The organism is Texcoconibacillus texcoconensis, from assembly GCF_014202575.1.
GTDB classification, from domain to species: Bacteria; Bacillota; Bacilli; order Bacillales; family Salisediminibacteriaceae; genus Texcoconibacillus; species Texcoconibacillus texcoconensis.
Genome location: NZ_JACHHB010000004.1, coordinates 157,818 through 176,358, shown reverse-complemented (window position 1 = coordinate 176,358; position 18,541 = coordinate 157,818). Strand labels below are relative to the sequence as shown.

The following is an 18,541-nucleotide window of genomic DNA, read 5'->3' as shown; positions in this document are numbered from 1 at the left end:
AAAATTGCAGGAATTCACAAATTAGTACCGAATATTATGAGTAGGTACTAAAAGGGAGAGGTATAATTGAAACAGGTCATGCTCATTGGTGCAGGAAACGGTGGAACCTCATTATTAAGGGTATTTTTGGATACAAGTTCAGTTGAAGTCGTTGCGGTTATTGATTGTAACCCAGATAGTCCAGGGCGTAGATTGGCGGACCAATATGGCATCCCGCACTTTGATCATTGGTATGATGCGATTGAAAAAACGGTTGATGTGATTTTTAACGTTACTGGTGATGAGTCGCTGCTTAAGGAAGTGCGTGCAAATTTAGGTGATAGAGAAGTAGCATTAATACCTGGTGCGGTCGCATCCGTTATGTTCCAACTAATAGAAGAAAAAGAGATGCTTATTGATCAGTTAAAAAATCAATACAATGAACAAGAATTGATCTTCCATGCAACATCTGATGGGATGTTGGCTATTGATCATGAACATAAAATCACTGTGTTAAATCGTGCTGCCGAGCAAATGACGGGGTTAAATCGTTATGAAGATGTCGGCAAACCTATAGAAGAGGTTTTACCAACGAGCCAATTGCCACGTGTCTTACAGACAGAAGAGCGAGAAAAAAACCAAAGACAAGTCTTGAATGAAGATCGTTCAATTATTACAACAAGAATTCCCATGAAACAAAATGGAAAAGTGGTAGGTGCGCTCGCTGTTTTTAAAGATGTGACAGAAATTGAGCTTATGGCTGAAGAGGTAACCAATTTAAAGAGTATCCGTACAATGCTTGAAGCCATTATTCAATCCTCAGATGACGCGATTTCAGTTGTTGATGAAAATGGAATTGGACTAATGATTAATCGTGCTTACACAAGGTTAACGGGTTTGAGTGAACGAGATGTAATCGGACATCCGGCGACCACAGATATTTCAGAAGGGGAAAGCATGCACCTACGTGTTTTAAAGACGAAGGAACCTGTACGTGGCGTGAAAATGAAAGTTGGTCCCAATAAAAAAGAAGTGATCGTTAATGTCGCTCCGGTGATTGTTGATGGCCAATTAAAGGGTAGTGTCGGTGTGGTCCACGATATGTCTGAAATGAAGACGTTAAGCACTGAACTGGAAAAAGCGAGGCAAATTATTCGTACACTTGAAGCTAAATACACATTTGAAGATATTATCGGCCATTCTACTGAAATGCGCGTATCTATAGAACAAGCAAAGGTGGCTGCGACGACACCAGTAACGATCCTTTTACGTGGAGAATCGGGTACAGGGAAAGAATTGTTTGCTCACGCTATTCACAATGCAAGTGACAGGAAGTACAATAAGTTTATTCGTGTCAATTGTTCAGCTCTTAGTGAATCATTACTAGAAAGTGAATTATTCGGCTATGAAGAAGGTGCGTTTTCTGGAGCAAAACGTGGGGGAAAGCGAGGTTTATTTGAAGAAGCTGATAAAGGGAGTATCTTTCTCGATGAGATTGGTGAGCTATCCCCGAAAATGCAGGCAAAATTATTGCGTGTACTACAGGAACAAGAAATCGTTCGCGTTGGCGGGACAGATCAAATTGATATTGATGTGCGCGTAATCGCTGCGACAAATGTTCACTTAGAAAAGGAAATGCAAAATGAGGCCTTCCGTGAAGACCTTTATTATCGTGTCAATCGAATGCCTATACATATTCCAGCTTTACGTGACCGTAAAGAAGACTTAGCTGATTTATGTCAGCACTTGTTAAGGAAAATTAATCAAGATTTTGGGCGGAACGTTGAATACGTAACAGAAGAAGCACTTCATATTTTGCGCAATTATCATTGGCCAGGAAATGTGCGAGAGCTAGAAAATGTATTGGGGCGTGCAATTATTCACATGCCGTTAAGTGCAACAGCTATAGAAGTTTATCACATTCCTCAACTTTCAATGCCAGAAGATTCATCTAGAGAACAGGTTATGCAAGATATTGACCAAGAAAGAAATATCCCATTAGCTGAGCAACTGGAAACTGTTGAAAAAGAAATACTCAGAAGTACGTTGGAAAAACACCGTGGCAATAAAACACAATCAGCTAAACATTTAGGTGTTTCAGTTCGTAACTTGTATTATAAGTTGAAAAAATATCACCTTGAATAATTTTGCCTGCAACATTTTTCATGCCACGAAAAATGTTGCAGGTTCTTCGGCAGGGAATTTCTTGGGAAATCCGTAGGTGAAAGCGCTTGCGTTTTTGGCATGAAGTTTGCATTATTAGAAAGTACAGTTGCTTCACCTTAAAAGTTGTGGAAATGAGGTAGAAATGGATATGAATACATTATATGAACTTCTTGAACGCGCGCAAAATCGTGACCACAAAGCAACAATTGCAATTGCTCATGGTACTGACCGCGACGTATTACAAGCAGCGCTTACAGCGGTGAGTAAAGGGATTGCTAGCGTTCGAATTACAGGACCGAAACAAGAAATTCTTCAACAATTAAATGAATTGGGTGGAAAAGCAGATGGCGAGATGATTAAAATTGAACCGACAACGGATGAAGGTGAATCTGTAAAACGGGCTGTCGAGCTTGTTCGTAATGAAGAAGCTGATGTTGTGATGAAAGGGATGGTATCAACGTCGCATTTGTTAAAAGTTGTATTGAACAAAGAGAACGGAATCCGTAGCTCGAGTGTTCTTTCACATGTTGCGTTGTTTCAACATCCGATCGAACATCGGCTCATGTTTGTGACAGATGCTGCAATGAACATTTCCCCGGGAATAGATGAAAAGGTAGCGATTGTAGGTAATGCTGTACAAATCGCTCACAAAGTAGGAATGGATTGTCCGAAAGTCGCAGCTTTAGCGGCGGTAGAGACGGTCAACCCATCAATGCAAGCGACAGTAGATGCTGCAGTTTTAGCACAAATGAATGCCCGTAATCAAATTTCAGGTTGTGTCGTTGACGGTCCGTTAGCGTTAGATAATGCGATTAATATCCAAGCTGCAGAACATAAAGGTATTCAATCTTCTGTTGCAGGTTCTGCTGATATTTTATTCGTTCCAACAATCGAAGTCGGAAATGTCCTTTATAAATCACTCGTATATTTCTCACGAGCAAATGTAGCATCGGTTATTGCAGGTTCGAAAGCGCCGATTGTTTTGACATCACGAGCAGATTCGGCAGAAAATAAATTGTTTTCGATAGCACTAGCTATTTGTTCAGCCTAATTAAGATCGATCATGAGGGAGGGGTTCAAAATGGAACTTTTTAAATATATGGAAATGGAAGATTATGAACAGGTGGTTGTTTGTCAGGATCGCGAATCAGGGTTGAAAGCGATCATTGCTATTCACGATACGACGCTAGGTCCAGCGCTTGGTGGAACGAGAATGTGGACGTATGATTCTGAAGAAGATGCATTCGAAGATGCGTTGCGTTTAGCAAAAGGGATGACCTATAAAAACGCGGCAGCGGGTTTAAACCTTGGAGGTGGAAAAACTGTTATCATCGGAGATCCACGTACAGATAAAAACGAAGAGATGTTCCGAGCTTTTGGCCGCTATATACAAGGGCTAAACGGCCGTTATATTACAGCTGAAGATGTAGGCACAACGGTCGGCGATATGGATTTAGTTCATGAAGAGACGGATTATGTGACGGGGATTTCACAAGCTTTTGGCTCATCTGGTAACCCATCTCCGGTCACAGCTTACGGCGTTTATGTAGGAATGAAAGCAGCGGCGAAGGAAGCTTTCGGTACAGATTCATTAGAAGGAAAAACGATTGCCGTTCAAGGCGTGGGAAATGTTTCTTACAATTTATGTCGTCACCTACACAATGAAGGGGCTCATTTGATCGTAACAGACATTAATGAATCAGCTGTTCAGAAAGCGGTTGAGGACTTTGGTGCCCAAGCGGTTGCTATTAATGACATTTACGGCGTAGAGTGTGATATTTATTCTCCTTGTGCTTTAGGAGCAACGATTAATGACGACACGATTCCACAATTGAAAGCGAAAGTGATTGCAGGAGCTGCTAATAACCAATTGAAAGAGTCTCGTCATGGAGATGTGTTAAAAGAAAAAGGAATTGTTTATGTACCGGATTACGTGATTAATTCAGGTGGTGTGATTAACGTTTCTGACGAGTTGTATGGTTATAATAAGGAACGGGCGATGAAAAAGGTAGAAACGATTTATGGAAAGGTAACAAATATATTTACGATTGCTAAACGTGATGATATTCCTACGTATATTGCAGCGGATCGAATGGCAGAAGAACGTATTGCAAAAATGAAACAATCGCGAAAGCAATTTCTAAAAGATGAAAAAAATATTTTAAATCGGCGCTAGTATTACAATGGTTTGACTTTATTTTCACTTTAAATAAAGGTTTGCTAAAATATTTGCGTAAAATGTTGGAGGGAAAGACTAGTGACAAAACCAGAGTACCGGGTACTTGCATTGAACCCAGGTTCTACGTCAACGAAAATTGGCTTATTTATCGACACTCAACCTGTATTTGAAGAAACGATTCGTCATGATCAAAGCAAGTTAGAGATGTTCGAATCAATAATAGATCAGTTTGAATTCAGGAAAACAACGATTCTTGAGGCGCTTGATAGAGAAGGGATCAATGTATCTAAATTAAATGCTGTAGTGGGGCGTGGGGGATTACTTCGTCCAATTGAGGGTGGCACGTACCATGTGAATAGTGAAATGATTCAAGATCTAAAAGAAGGTTATTTCGGTTCGCATGCATCCAATTTAGGTGGGATTATTGCCAATGAAATTGCTGATCAGTTGAATATTCCTGCTTATATTGTTGACCCAGTCGTCGTTGATGAAATGCATCCAGTTGCAAAAATTTCAGGGTTTAGTGGTATTGAAAGAAAAAGTATTTTCCACGCCTTAAACCAAAAGGCTGTTGCTAGGAAAGTAGCTATAGAAGAATTTGGCGCGGATTATGAGTCGCTTTCATTGATTGTCGTCCACATGGGAGGCGGAATCACAATCGGTGTTCATGACAAAGGAAAAGTCATTGATGTCAATAATGGCTTAAATGGTGAAGGTCCGTTCTCTCCTGAACGTGCTGGGACTGTGCCTGCAGGTGATCTTGTGTCAATGTGTTTTTCAGGGGAGTTATCTGAAGATGAAATCATGAAAAAAATTGTTGGTCAAGGTGGGCTTGTCGGTTATCTTGGTACAAATGATGCAGTTGAAGTTGAACGTCGAATTGAAGCAGGCGACGAACAGGCTCGACTCGTCTATGAAGCGATGACTTATCAAATAGCCAAAGAAGTCGGTGCAGGTAGTGTTGTTCTATCAGGAAATGTTGACGGAATCATTTTAACTGGTGGATTAGCGTATGGAAAAAGTTTTGTCAAACAGATATCAGAACGTGTAAACTGGATATCTAAAGTTATAACCAGTCCTGGAGAAGATGAGTTACAAGCATTAGTAGAAGGTACGCTACGAGTGTTAAATGAAGAAGAAGAATCAAAAAATTACCAAGCGCAGGGGTTAAAAACCGAACTTGTACGTTAATAAATATAGATAGGAGGTGGAGTATGGCTAACAATTATGACCTAGTCATATTAGGAGCTGGTACTGGAGGTTATGTAGCTGCGATCCGAGCTTCCCAACGAGGGATGAGCGTAGCGATTGTTGAGGAGAAAAAGTTAGGTGGAACGTGTCTTCATCAAGGGTGTATTCCAAGTAAGGCACTTTTAAAGAGTGCGGAAGTTTATCGCACAGTTCAGGAAAGCGAGTCATTCGGTGTACTAAATGATGGAGCTACACTTGACTTTACAAAAGTACAAAACAGAAAAGATGAGATCGTAGACCGTTTGCACAAAGGTGTCCAACATTTAATGAAAAAAGGGAACATCGATGTTTATGAAGGGAGAGGGCGAATCTTAGGGCCATCAATTTTTTCTCCATCAAGTGGCACGATCTCTGTAGAAAAGCCAGATGGTGGAGAAAATGACATGTTGATTCCAAAAAACGTGTTGATTGCTACAGGTTCACGTCCTAGACGTTTACAAGGGATTGATATAGATGGACAGCATGTGTTGACTTCTGATGAAGCTTTACAATTAGAGCAATTACCAGCGTCGATGATGATTGTCGGAGGCGGTGTCATCGGTGTTGAGTGGGCATCAATGTTAGCTGATTTTGGTGTAGATGTCACATTAGTTGAATATGCTGACCGCCTTTTACCTCAAGAGGATGAAGCGATTTCTAAAGAAATGGCTCGTGCCATGAAAAAGAAAAAAGTAAAAATTCATACAGGTGCACAAGTTATACCAGAATCTTTGCAAAAAGACGAAGCAACGGTTGCAGTGAATGTTGATAAAAACGGACAACAAAAAACGTTAACATCAGAAAAATTATTGCTAGCAATCGGCAGATCTGGAAATGTTGAAGATATCGGCCTTCAAAATACAGATATTAAAACTGATCAAGGGTATATTGTCACAAATGACGTTTATCAAACAAAGGAAAGTCATATATACGCAATTGGTGATGTGATCGGTGGTATGCAGCTCGCACATGTTGCTTCACACGAAGGAATTGCTGCTGTTGATCATATGGCAGGAGAAGTTATCCATCCTGTCAAGCAACATGTAGTGCCGCGTTGCACATATTCAGCACCAGAAGTGGCAAGTATTGGCTTGAGTGAACAAGAGGCGCATGATCAAGGGTTCGATGTGAAAACAGGGACTTTCCCTTTTAAAGCGATTGGAAAAGCATTGATTGAAGGGAAAACAGACGGTTTTGTGAAGCTTGTAAATGATGCGAAAACTGACGATCTACTCGGTGTTCATATGATAGGTGCCCGTGTCACTGAATTGATTGCTGAAGCATCCCTGGCACAACTGTTAGATGCAACCCCGTGGGAAATTTCTGAAGCCATTCACCCACATCCGAGCTTATCCGAGGTAATGGGAGAAGCAGGATTACAGGTGGAAGGAATGGCGATTCATGGCTCTTGAAATTGAGCATTTAGAAGGAGGATTCATCATGAGAAATGCTGACTATAAAACAGCTGGTTTATCAGAAACCCAACTGTTAGAAATGTATGAAACGATACTCTTAACTCGGAGAATCGATGAACGGTTGTGGTTATTAAACCGCGCAGGAAAAATTCCATTCGTGGTTTCGTGTCAAGGTCAGGAGGCGGCACAAGTTGGCGCAGCGATGGCACTAGATCAATCAAAAGATTATGTTCTTCCTTATTACCGTGATATGGGTGTCGTTTTGACTTTCGGGATGACTGCAAAAGATTTAATGTTATCTAGTTTTGCTAAAGCAGAAGACCCAAACTCTGGTGGGAGGCAAATGCCGGGACATTTCGGGCAGAAAAAAAATCGCATTGTTACTGGTTCGTCCCCAGTAACAACACAAGTCCCTCATGCAGTCGGGATCGCCTTAGGTGGTCAATTAGAAGGAAAAGATTTCGTCAGTTTCACGACGTTTGGCGAAGGGTCATCTAACCAAGGAGATTTCCACGAAGGTATAAATTTTGCTAGTGTGCACAACTTACCTGTTATTTTTATGTGTGAAAACAATAAATATGCGATTTCTATGTCGCAAGATCAGCAGTTGAATATTGAAAGTGTTGCTGACCGCGCAGCTGGGTACGGCATTATCGGTGAGACCGTTGATGGCAATGATCCGATTGCTGTTTATCATGCGGTGAAAAAAGCGGCTGACCGCGCACGAAAAGGTGAAGGACCGACACTCATCGAAACCGTATCCTATCGATTAACGCCCCATTCAAGTGATGACGATGATCGTACGTACCGTGAGAGAGAAGAAGTGGAGGAAGCGAAAAAAAATGATGCGCTCGTCACCTTTGTCGATCATTTGCGCTCACTTGATGTGTTAACAAATGACATTGAAGAAAGCATTGAACAAAAAATTCGCGAGCTCGTTGATGAAGCGACCGATTATGCAGAGAATGCCAGTGATCCGGATCCAACTACGCTCAGAGACCATGTCTACAAAGAGGAGGGGTCATAATGGCAGTAATGTCTTATATCGAAGCTGTTACGGCTGCATTGTATGAAGAAATGGAACAAAATGAAAAAGTTTTCGTCTTAGGAGAAGATGTCGGAAAGCGTGGAGGCGTATTTCGTACAACAGAAGGTTTATATGAGAAATTCGGAAAAGCACGTGTCATCGATACGCCTTTAGCGGAATCGGCTATTGCAGGTGTCGGAATCGGTGCGGCGATGTATGGGATGCGTCCCGTTGCTGAAATGCAATTTGCTGATTTTATTATGCCTGCGGTAAACCAAATCGTTTCTGAGGCGGCAAAAATCCGCTATCGTTCTAACAATGACTGGGATTGCCCACTCACAATCCGTGCGCCATATGGTGGAGGCGTGCATGGTGCACTTTATCATTCGCAATCGGTAGAAGCGTTATTTGCGAATGTACCAGGTTTAAAAATTGTCATGCCTTCGACGCCGTATGACGTGAAAGGTTTGCTCAAAGCAGCGATTCGCGATGACGACCCTGTATTGTTTTTTGAGCATAAGCGCGCTTATCGACTTGTTAAAGGGGAAGTTCCCGAGGAAGATTACACGCTTGATATTGGGAAAGCAGATGTAAAACGTGAAGGTGACGATATTACAGTCATCACATATGGCCTTTGTGTTCAGTTTGCTTTGCAAGCGGCTGAAACGCTTGCGGAAGAAGGTTATGAAACCCACGTTCTCGACTTGCGCACAGTGTATCCAATTGACCGGGAAGCGGTTATTGAGGCTGCAAAAAAGACAGGGAAAGTGTTACTCATTACAGAAGATAACCTCGAAGGAAGCGTTATGAGTGAAGTGTCCGCAACGATTAGTGAACATTGCTTGTTCGATTTGGATGCGCCAGTAAAGCGTTTAGCAGGACCAGATGTACCAGCTATGCCGTATGCTCCAGGCGTAGAGAAGGAGTTTGTCGTCCATACGGACAAAATCGAAGAAGCGATGCGCGATTTAGCGACATTTTAAGATAGATACGAAGGAGGGAACGTGCTATGGCAACGAAAATCACGATGCCTCAACTTGGAGAGAGCGTCACGGAAGGTACCATTAGCAAATGGCTCGTTGAACCAGGTGACGAAGTAAAAAAATATGATCCAATTGCAGAAGTAATGACTGATAAGGTCAATGCTGAAGTTCCTTCTTCTTATGCGGGTAAAGTCATAGAGCTTGTTGCTCAAGAGGATGAAACCGTCGCCGTTGGTGATGTGATTATGACGATGGCTGTAGAAGGAGGAGAACAAGACACAAGCAAGGTCATCAAAGAAGGTTCTGATAAAAAAGTAAGTAAAGAAGAACCGAAAGAAGAAGAAAAGTCGATGAAAAAACGTTATTCACCAGCGGTGTTGAGGTTAGCTCAAGAGCATGATATCGACTTAGCTCGTGTAGAAGGAACAGGCCGTGGAGGACGAATTACGAGAAAAGACTTGGAGAAACTGATTCAAGAAGGAGTTCCGACACAAAGTGAACCGCCTGTTTCAGAAAGTGAAGAGAAGACTGTAAAATCCACTGATACGAACGTGGAAACCGCAGTAAGTCCGCAGGAGCAGGATGTTCACCAAGGGGACAAAAGAATCCCTGTTAACGGTGTACGTAAAGCGATCGCTGACAATATGGTGAAGAGTAAACAAGAAATCCCTCACGCATGGACGATGGTTGAGGTCGACGTGACAAACCTTATGCGTTATCGTGAAAAGGAAAAAGCACGTTTTGAAGAACGTGAAGGGTTTAAATTAACCCCATTACCGTTTTTCATGAAAGCAACGGTTGAGGCTTTAAAAGAATTCCCACAGGTGAATGCAATCTGGGGTGGAGATGAAATCATTCAAAAACAGAATGTGCATTTATCCGTAGCTGTAGCTACTGAGGAGGCGCTCTATGTTCCAGTTATCCATCATGCCGATGAAAAGTCTGTCAAGGGGCTTGCGAAAAACGTACATGACTTAGCTGGGGCAGTACGTTCCAACTCGATAAGAAAAGAGCAGATGCAAGGTGGGACGTTTACAATTAATAATACAGGTTCATTCGGTTCTGTATTATCGCAACCGATTATTAATGCACCGCAAGCAGCGATTCTTTCTGTTGAATCGATCGTAAAACGTCCAGTCGTTGTAAATGGGGACAGTATTGCGATTCGTGACATGGTAAATATTTGTTTGTCGCTAGATCATCGTATCCTCGACGGTCTTGTTGCTGGTCGCTTTCTACAACGTATTAAAGATCGTTTAGAACAAATTGATGAACAATCAATGTCGATATATTAAGCTAAGCGTTGATTTTGCGCTGTCTAATCGTTGCATAAACAAAAGTGGTATTGGTCACCCTAAGGGAAAATTGAAAGGATGATCAAATTGACAAACCATAAAAGATTTGCAGTGATAATGGCTGTCATTTTTTGTTTCATGTCATTTACACAAGTTGGGGCAGAAGAAGACACATATATGCAACAATACGGTCAAGAAATGAAATGTGAAGCGATTAAACCTCATATTGAATATTATCATGAGTTGTTAATTGAACGCTTTACGCCTGACCGACTTGAAGAATGGAAAGATGTTGTTCGTGAGAGACATCAAATCATTAAAAAGGTGAGGCAGGATAAAGGCGAAGGCGAAATTGAGTGGAATGATGGGTTAAGAGAAAAGTATGAAACGTTACACAAAAAATTCTCGGAAGCAGTTAAGGCACGTGATGAAGAAGAGTTGAAACGGATTATTCCGAGTTTAATCGATTGGCAAAAGGAATGGAACGAATACTATAAACAAAAGACAAGTGAATAATAGCAGAATTGCAGACGATAAAATTATCGTTTTACGCTACGAAAAAAACTTACTTCTTTTAACCGATGAAGGTTGAAGAAGTAAGTTTTTTTAGAGAGAATTTTTTCATCAAAACAGATATAATATATAATTCGTAATAATTACTATTTACAAATCGTAACCCTTTCGATATAATCCATATTGTGATTAAAACGGAATGATTACGAAAGGGGTTAAATGATGAAACGCAAATCATACTTATTATCAGTTGTATTAGCTTCTTCAGTTGCTTTAGCAGCATGTGGAGAAGGAGAGACGCAGGAAGATGTATCTCAAAGTGATGGAGGTGAAGCTTCGAACGGTGAAGACTTGGAACCTATTAATGTTTATACAACATTATTTGCCATTGAGAACTTTGCAGAGAAAATTGGTGGAGAATACGTGGATGTTGAAAACATTGTTCCTGTGGGAGCGGATGCCCATACATTTGATCCGACACCTCAAGATATGATTGATGTTGCTGACGGTGACTTGTTTTTATATAATGGGGCAGGTTTTGAAGGTTTTGAAGAACAAATCGAGGACGTTTTAGTAGGTGAAAATGTAGAAATTGTTAAAGCGGCAGAAGGAATCGATTTGATTGATTATAGCCACGATCACGACCATGATGATGACCACGGTCATGATGACGATGGACATAGCCATGAAGAAGATGACCACGGTCATGATGACGATGGACATGGCCATGAAGAGGACGAACATGGACATGAAGAAGATGAGCATGGCCATGATGACAATGGACATAGCCATGAAGAAGATGAGCATGGCCATGATGACAATGGGCATAGCCACGAAGAAGATGATCATGGGCATGATGACAATGGGCATAGCCACGAAGAAGATGATCATGGGCACGACCACGATCATGGAGATGAAGATCCACACATTTGGTTAGACCCAATTCGTTCCATTGAAATGGCTGAAAACATCAAACATGCACTTGTTGATTTACAGCCAGAGGCAGAAGAAACTTTTGTAGCGAATTTCGAAGAATTAAAAACTGACCTTGAAGGTTTAGATACAGCGTTTCAAGATATGATGGAAGAGGCAGAACAGGATAAAATCATCGTGTCACACGCAGGTTATGGTTATTGGGAGGACCGTTACGGTATTCATCAAGTAGGAATCGCTGGGTTATCTCCAAATAATGAACCTTCCATTCAGCAAGTTCAAGATGTGATTGACCTAGCTGAAGATGAAGGAATTGGCTATGTGATGTTTGAACAAAACATCCCAACAAACATAGCTGAAACGGTTCGTGAACAAGTTGGAGCAGAAGATTTATGGCTCCATAACTTAGAAGCATTAACTGATGAAGACGTAGAAAATGGAGAAGATTATTTCAGCTTAATGGAAAACAATCTCGAGGTGCTTAGAACAGCCCTACAATAATAAGATGATACTACGATAAAAGCTGTGCATATCAATTAGATGCACGGCTTTTATTATTTTCTGGTAGAATACGCCTGTTTGTAATGTGAGAATAATTAGAGTGAAGGTGAGAATTTTAGCTTCAATGGTTAGTTGCGGTTCCGCTAGGAGTCAGAGATCAAATGTTATAAAAAGGCTCTCTTCGTAAACTTTGTTGTTTCTGATAAACTCGCAGGAGCGATAGGTGGCGACGCCAGGTTCGCCAATGTGGTCACGTTCACTGTTTCGTTTTCAACGGACACTGATTCCGTTATTTACTTGAAAAAGGATCATTTTGAGCTTTTTACGGACATGAGTTCCGCTAATTGTAAAAAATCGCCCTCATTACCTGCTAGAGAGAAGATTAACGGAACATATGTCCGTCCGACCTCAAAAAATGGCATATTTGGCTGAAATAACGGAACATATGTCCGTAAGCCACGAGCCATATTCACCTGTAGACGCTCCGATAAGAGTCAGAGCTAAAATGTTTTATTAAAAAACAAATATTATGTTGGTAAACACCACTCTTAAGTTGTAAAATAGGGGGAGCGCAGTAAGAAAGGATGAGTAATAATGGATTTTAATTTATTTATGAACGATGTTGTTCAAACTGCACGACAAGAAATGGAAGACGCAGGATATCAACAATTAACAACACCTGAAGAAGTGGATGAAGTTTTATCAAAACCAGGAACGACATTTGTTATGATCAATTCTGTGTGTGGATGTGCTGGAGGAATTGCTCGTCCATCAGCGGCTTATATGAAAAATTACGCGGTCCAAGCAGACCGTTATGTAACTGTATTTGCTGGACAAGATCGTGAAGCAACAGAACGAGCTCGAGAATACTTTAAAGGATATCAGCCTTCATCCCCATCTTTTGCCCTAGTAAAAGATGGTGAAATTCAAACGATGATTGAACGACCAGATATTGAAAGTTATGAAGCTGCAGAAGTCGTTCAAAGCCTAGAAAAAGCTTTCGACACGTATTTTTCTAAATAAGATTCAAACAAAGGAAGGTAGCGCCTTCCTTTTCTTTATGCTATAATGCTTTCGGATTAAGCAAAGGAGCGTGTCAACAATGCAAGAACTGTTTCAGCAAATACAAACATATTTGAACATGGATGAAGAAATTGATTTTAAAGAATTCGATCAATATTACAAACGTGTATTAGCGACGTTTAATGAATCAGGAGAACAGTTTTCTGAACAAGAAGTCTGGTACGGATTGTTTATCTCAGAAAACTTACTTTCTAATGCGGATGACCGACGGAAGGAGTCAAAAGGTTCTCAGGCGAAAAAATACAAAAAGATAAACGAACGTATGTCGCTATGGGCGAAAAATTTTGCTTCTCGTTTGGTAGCTCTAGGGTACACTGAAGAGCAAATGAACGAACGTTTTGAAGCGATGTTTGAAGAAAAAGCAGAGCAATAATAAAATGTGGGGATTTTTTCATCCCCACCTCTTGATTTTTTGATCTTCTATTGATATACTGTTAAAGTACATTAGGGAAACGTCATAAAAGATTAAGCGCCTATGGTGAAATGGATATCACACGAGATTTCGGCTCTCGCGTTCTGGGTTCGAATCCTGGTAGGCGCGCCATACATAACGAGTCAACCTTCAAACAAATGTTTGAAGGTTTTTTTGTGAAATACGGAAAGCGGTTTTATCGGCAAATTCTGAAAAATATGATACGCTTTTATAAACAAAGTTATATATTATTTATAATGTGGTGGTGGCGTTGAAATCATTAAATAAGTGGCCAATTCGAGGTAAGATTACTCTACTTTCTATAGGGATTGTTGCTTTTTCCCTTCTTATTGCGGGCATTATTTTTGTCGGATATATGTATAAAACAACAGAAGAAGAACTTTCTCAGCGTTCAATGATTACCGCGCAGTTAATTGCACAAATGGAAGACGTCCAGCAGGCGTTAGAAAAGAATAACCCTACCGAAACATTACAGCCAAAGATGGAACAAATACGAGCAATTAACGGGGACGATTATATTGTGATGTTGAACATGGATGGGAAGCGGTTGACGCATCCGATTCCAGAGCGAATCGGGACGAAGTTTGCTGGTGGTGATGAGGAACCTGCTTTTTTTGAACATAATTACGTTTCAAAAGCTCAAACAAATGATAGTTATACATTGCGGGCATTTGTTCCTATCATGAATGAATCGATGGAACAAATAGGTGTTGTTGTCGTTGGAAATGAGATGCCTGTTTTCTTTTCCTTACTAGCAGAAACAATTGATTCGTTTATATTTGTCATCATATTTTCCATGGCCTTTGGTACATTAGGTTCGTGGATGTTAGCGAATCATTTAAAAAAACAAACGTTTCAATTAGAGCCAGCTGAATTGGCCCGTCTTTTAACGGAGAGAGACGCTACATTTAATGCCATTCACGAAGGTGTTCTGGCTATAGATGATAAAGAAAATATAACAGTGATGAATGAAGCAGCAAAGGGAATGGTGAAATATGTTGGCAATCCTGTTGGTCGTTGGATTTACGATGTGATTCCAGACACCCGTTTGCCTGAAATTTTAAAAGTGGATAAGCCTTTGATGCAGCGAGAGTTCTTTTTGCAAGATCGACTTATTTTTAGTAACAGAATTCCTATTGTATCTAATGGGAAAACAGTTGGTGCTGTTGCTGTATTCCAAGATAAAACAGAAGTCACTCGCTTAGCGCGAGAGCTGACAGGGGTTCAATCATTTGTAGATGCACTACGTGTGAAAAACCATGAATATTCGAATACACTGCATACAATTGCGGGGCTTATTGAATTAGGTGAAAGTGAAAAAGCGCTCGATTATATTTATGAAAGAGAAAACGAGGAAACCTCAAGGTCTTCTTTTATGATTAAGCAAATTCATAACGATAGCGTTGTCGGCTTACTTGTTGGAAAAATGAGTCGAGGTCGTGAACTCGGAATTGACATTACGATAAACGAGTCATCGTTTTTATCTTTGTTTCCTGAAGGGGTGAATCAAGATGATTTCGTCGTGATTATCGGTAATTTAATAGACAATAGCATTGATGCGATTACAGAGAAAGGCACGGATCGCGGGGAAATCGAGGTGTTATTACAAGAGGAAAATGACCAGTACACCATTCAAGTAACCGATAATGGCACGGGCATTTCTAGTACCGATCGTGAATTGCTTTTTGAAAGAGGAGTTTCCACGAAAAAAGGTGACGAGCGAGGAATTGGTTTATTTCTCATCCGTTCAATTGTTGATCGGGTCGAAGGTCATGTGTCTATAGAAAGTACGCTCGGTGTTGGAACAACAATGAAAATATTATTTCCCCACAATGGTACAAAAAAGGAGAGAGGAAGAGATGGACAGTGAATCGCAAATTCGTGTTCTCCTGATTGAAGATGATGCAATGGTTCAAGAGGTGAATCGTCAATTTGTTGAAAAAACATCAGGTTTTCAAGTTGTTGGTGTTTGTAGGAGTGGTAAAGAAGGGAGGCGGAAAATTGCGCATCAAAAACCCGATTTGGTACTGTTAGACGTTTATATGCCTGATGAAGATGGTTTAGAGACGATTGTTAAATTACGCGAATCTGAAGAAGATGTTGATATTATTGCTGTAACGGCTGCTAATGATGCAGCAACGATTCAAAAACTATTTCGCTATGGGGTTTTTGATTATATCGTGAAACCATTTACGTATAAACGGTTAAATAAATCATTGCTTCAATATAAAAGTTTTCTTGAACGAATTCATAAAAATGAATCTTGGACCCAAGATAACTTAGATGATATGATGGCGCCCTTAAAAAACACTTCTTCAATAAATCATTTACCTAAAGGATTACACGAAAAGACGCTAAAGCAGCTAGTCTCAGTGTTGTCAGAATATGAGAAAGCCCTTGACGCGGAAACGATCGGTCATAAAGTTGGATTAGCACGTGTGACAGCTCGGCGTTACTTACACTACCTTGAATCCGAAGGAAAAGTAGAGATGTCACTCCACCACGGTACAGTGGGGCGTCCGATTCAAAAGTATCGTCTTTTAGAAAAGAAGGAAATGGGGAGGTAGTTTGAAAGGATTTGCTCTGACATCAATTTTTATTGTTGTAGGACTATTAACGGCATTTTACGTCGGTTTTTCTCCGAATTTTCAAGCTAGTATTGACGCTAATGATGAGGAATTAAGAACGTTAGACGATAAAGTTGTCATAGAATTTAGCCATGTTGTTGCACAAAACACCCCGAAAGGTAGAGCGGCTGAATATTTCGCTGAACTTGTAAATGAAAAAACAGAAGGTTGGGTTCAAGTCAATACTCATCCAAATGGTGTTCTTTATGAGGCGCAAGAGGAGTTTGCTGCATTAAAAAATAACGAAGTGCAAATGATTGCACCAGCATTTTCGGAAATTACCGTACATGATCCGAACTGGAAAGTGATGGATCTTCCATTTTTGTTTCGTGATACAAACGAGGTGCATGAAGCGTTTGAAGGAACTTTAGGGGAAAGTTTATTTACGAGTATTGAGCAACGTGGCTTCCGAGGCTTGGCGTTTTGGGACAATAATTTTAAGCAGTTTACCAATAATGAATCTCCATTACGTACACCAGATGAACTCGCAAACCAAACACATCGTGTTATGCCTAGTGATGTCTTGAAAGGAACGTTGGAAGCATTTGGGGCGGAAGCGGTATCCTACCCATTCAATCAAGTCTATCAGCGGTTACAAAATGGCGATATTGATGGGACGGAAAATACCTTTTCCAACATTTATTCTAAAGGATTTTACGATCATCAACGTTATGTGACCAATACGAGTCATAATTATTTAGGTTATGCAGTTTTGACAAACCCTAGCTTTTGGGATGCGCTGCCTTTAGAATATCAAGAAGCAATTATCGAGGCACTGGATCAAACGACAGAGTGGTTGCGAGACCACTCGAATGAAATGAATAATGAGGCGAAGGAGCAATTAAAGTCTATAGAAGGGGTCATATTTATCGATTCATCAAACGTTAATTTTGAGGAATGGGAGCAAACTGTTGAGTCGATTTATGATGAGTATGTTCCGACTTTGAGTCCTTCCATTCAAGAAGAGGTTCAGAAAATAAGAAAAGAAAAGTAAGTATTTTTTTTGGCGCATCATTTGCGCCTTTTTTTATGATCAAAATGATCGAAATGTTCGCTATGACCAAAAATTGTTAGAATATTCAGCACTGTTTACAATGAATGAAAGTTAATCGAAAAAGGGGATGAAAATATGAAAAGGTTTGGTAAGGTCATAGGATTTAGTGCGTTGATGACGACAATGCTAGCAATGACTGCTTGCGGTGAAGTTGAAGAAACAACTAATAGTGACGAGTCTTCGATTTCGACCGTGACAATTGGTACGGCTTCTCAAGGAGGTACTTATTACATCTATGGCGGTGGGTTAGCGTCATTACTAGAAAGCGACTTAGATGTTACATCCAATGTTGAAGTGACTGGAGGTCCCGTTCATAACATGCAACTTGTTCAAGGGGGAGAAATCGATATTGGCATGATTACGATGGGGCCGGGTTATGAAGGGTATACCGGAACAGGTGAATGGGCGGAAGGTCAAGAGTTAACAGATGTTCGCATTGCGTTTCCAATGTATACAACACCTTTTCATTGGTGGGCATTGGAGAGTAGTGAGGTTGAAGATATTTCTGATATCGAAGGACAACAAGTTGGTGTAGGACCTGCAGGGGGAACCTCAGGTACGTATTTACCAATGATTCACGATCTATTAGACCTTAATACAAATAATGTACAAGCAGGTGCAAGTGATATGACAAGCCAGCAAATGGATGGGCAACTTGATATCATCGGATTTGCGGCGGGCATACCTATTTCTGCTGTAACAGAAGTTGAAACACAGGAAGATATCACATTTTTTGGGCTTGATGGTGAGCGGAGAGATCAAGTTATTGAAGAGTTACCGTTTTTCGATGAATTCACGATTCCAGCGGACACATATGAAACGCTCGATGAAGATTTAGAGACGATTGCTTTGTTTAATTTTGGGATCGTTCATAAAGATATGGATGAAGAATTTGTCTATGACTTAGTCAAACATTATCACGAGAACCAAGATCAGATGATTACGACTCATTCTGCTGCGGAAGAAGCTGTACCAGAGGCAATCAAAAACAATCAAGATATTCCATTACATCCAGGCGCGATCAAGTATTACGAAGAAATTGATATAGACTTACCAGAAGAAGTTTTAAGTGAGTAGGTATATCATCTATCATATTGAAAATCACATCTTAGAGGGCGATACA

16 protein-coding genes and 1 tRNA gene are annotated in these 18,541 nt (G+C 40.5%); all 17 read left to right on the top strand.

The annotated features are described in order from the left end of the window. The first annotated feature begins 66 nt into the window (after positions 1–66). Positions 67–2,124 carry a sigma-54 interaction domain-containing protein gene (locus tag HNQ41_RS05950; RefSeq protein WP_184663496.1) on the top strand — a complete coding sequence of 686 codons (2,058 nt, stop codon included), beginning with the start codon at positions 67–69 and terminating at the stop codon, positions 2,122–2,124. 163 nt (positions 2,125–2,287) lie between these two features. Next, a complete protein-coding gene (locus tag HNQ41_RS05945) occupies positions 2,288–3,196 on the top strand; it encodes a bifunctional enoyl-CoA hydratase/phosphate acetyltransferase (protein ID WP_184663495.1) in 909 nt (302 codons plus the stop codon). Between the two features lie 30 nt (positions 3,197–3,226). Continuing rightward, positions 3,227–4,321, top strand: coding sequence for a branched-chain amino acid dehydrogenase (bcd, locus tag HNQ41_RS05940; RefSeq protein ID WP_184663494.1), 1,095 nt, complete (start codon positions 3,227–3,229; stop codon positions 4,319–4,321). A gap of 81 nt (positions 4,322–4,402) precedes the next feature. Next, on the top strand, positions 4,403–5,515 hold the full coding sequence (buk, locus tag HNQ41_RS05935) for a butyrate kinase (protein WP_184663493.1): 1,113 nt from the start codon (positions 4,403–4,405) through the stop codon (positions 5,513–5,515). A gap of 23 nt (positions 5,516–5,538) precedes the next feature. Continuing rightward, positions 5,539–6,966 (top strand): dihydrolipoyl dehydrogenase, encoded by a 1,428-nt coding sequence (gene lpdA, locus HNQ41_RS05930; RefSeq protein ID WP_184663492.1) that lies wholly within the window; start codon positions 5,539–5,541, stop codon positions 6,964–6,966. Positions 6,967–6,994: 28 nt separating this feature from the next. Then, a complete protein-coding gene (locus HNQ41_RS05925) occupies positions 6,995–7,996 on the top strand; it encodes a thiamine pyrophosphate-dependent dehydrogenase E1 component subunit alpha (RefSeq protein ID WP_184663491.1) in 1,002 nt (333 codons plus the stop codon). Next, the gene (locus HNQ41_RS05920) at positions 7,996–8,979 is read left to right on the top strand and encodes an alpha-ketoacid dehydrogenase subunit beta (protein ID WP_184663490.1); all 984 of its coding nucleotides are present in this window, start codon (positions 7,996–7,998) and stop codon (positions 8,977–8,979) included. Before HNQ41_RS05925 ends, HNQ41_RS05920 begins: the two co-directional genes overlap by 1 nt. Positions 8,980–9,005: 26 nt before the next feature. After that, entirely contained in the window at positions 9,006–10,274 is a 1,269-nt protein-coding gene (locus HNQ41_RS05915) for a dihydrolipoamide acetyltransferase family protein (RefSeq protein ID WP_184663489.1), read from the top strand. Between the two features lie 87 nt (positions 10,275–10,361). Beyond that, positions 10,362–10,790, top strand: coding sequence for a hypothetical protein (locus HNQ41_RS05910; protein ID WP_184663488.1), 429 nt, complete (start codon positions 10,362–10,364; stop codon positions 10,788–10,790). A 219-nt stretch (positions 10,791–11,009) separates the two neighbouring features. Continuing rightward, positions 11,010–12,221: a metal ABC transporter solute-binding protein, Zn/Mn family gene (locus HNQ41_RS05905; RefSeq protein ID WP_184663487.1), complete on the top strand. Its 1,212-nt coding sequence runs from the start codon at positions 11,010–11,012 to the stop codon at positions 12,219–12,221. 594 nt (positions 12,222–12,815) lie between these two features. Further along, positions 12,816–13,244, top strand: a complete 429-nt coding sequence (locus HNQ41_RS05900; protein ID WP_184663486.1) for a BrxA/BrxB family bacilliredoxin — start codon at positions 12,816–12,818, stop codon at positions 13,242–13,244. A gap of 79 nt (positions 13,245–13,323) precedes the next feature. Continuing rightward, positions 13,324–13,677: a hypothetical protein gene (locus HNQ41_RS05895; protein WP_184663485.1), complete on the top strand. Its 354-nt coding sequence runs from the start codon at positions 13,324–13,326 to the stop codon at positions 13,675–13,677. A 96-nt stretch (positions 13,678–13,773) separates the two neighbouring features. Next, positions 13,774–13,848 (top strand) — tRNA-Arg (locus HNQ41_RS05890). Between the two features lie 139 nt (positions 13,849–13,987). Then, on the top strand, positions 13,988–15,607 hold the full coding sequence (locus tag HNQ41_RS05885) for an ATP-binding protein (protein WP_184663484.1): 1,620 nt from the start codon (positions 13,988–13,990) through the stop codon (positions 15,605–15,607). Further along, positions 15,597–16,304, top strand: coding sequence for a response regulator (locus HNQ41_RS05880; RefSeq protein ID WP_184663483.1), 708 nt, complete (start codon positions 15,597–15,599; stop codon positions 16,302–16,304). The genes HNQ41_RS05885 and HNQ41_RS05880 overlap by 11 nt, the downstream gene beginning before the upstream one ends. A 1-nt stretch (position 16,305) precedes the next feature. Continuing rightward, entirely contained in the window at positions 16,306–17,358 is a 1,053-nt protein-coding gene (locus HNQ41_RS05875) for a DctP family TRAP transporter solute-binding subunit (RefSeq protein ID WP_184663482.1), read from the top strand. Positions 17,359–17,493: 135 nt separating this feature from the next. Continuing rightward, a complete protein-coding gene (locus tag HNQ41_RS05870; RefSeq protein WP_184663481.1) occupies positions 17,494–18,495 on the top strand; it encodes a TAXI family TRAP transporter solute-binding subunit in 1,002 nt (333 codons plus the stop codon). Positions 18,496–18,541: the final 46 nt, after the last annotated feature.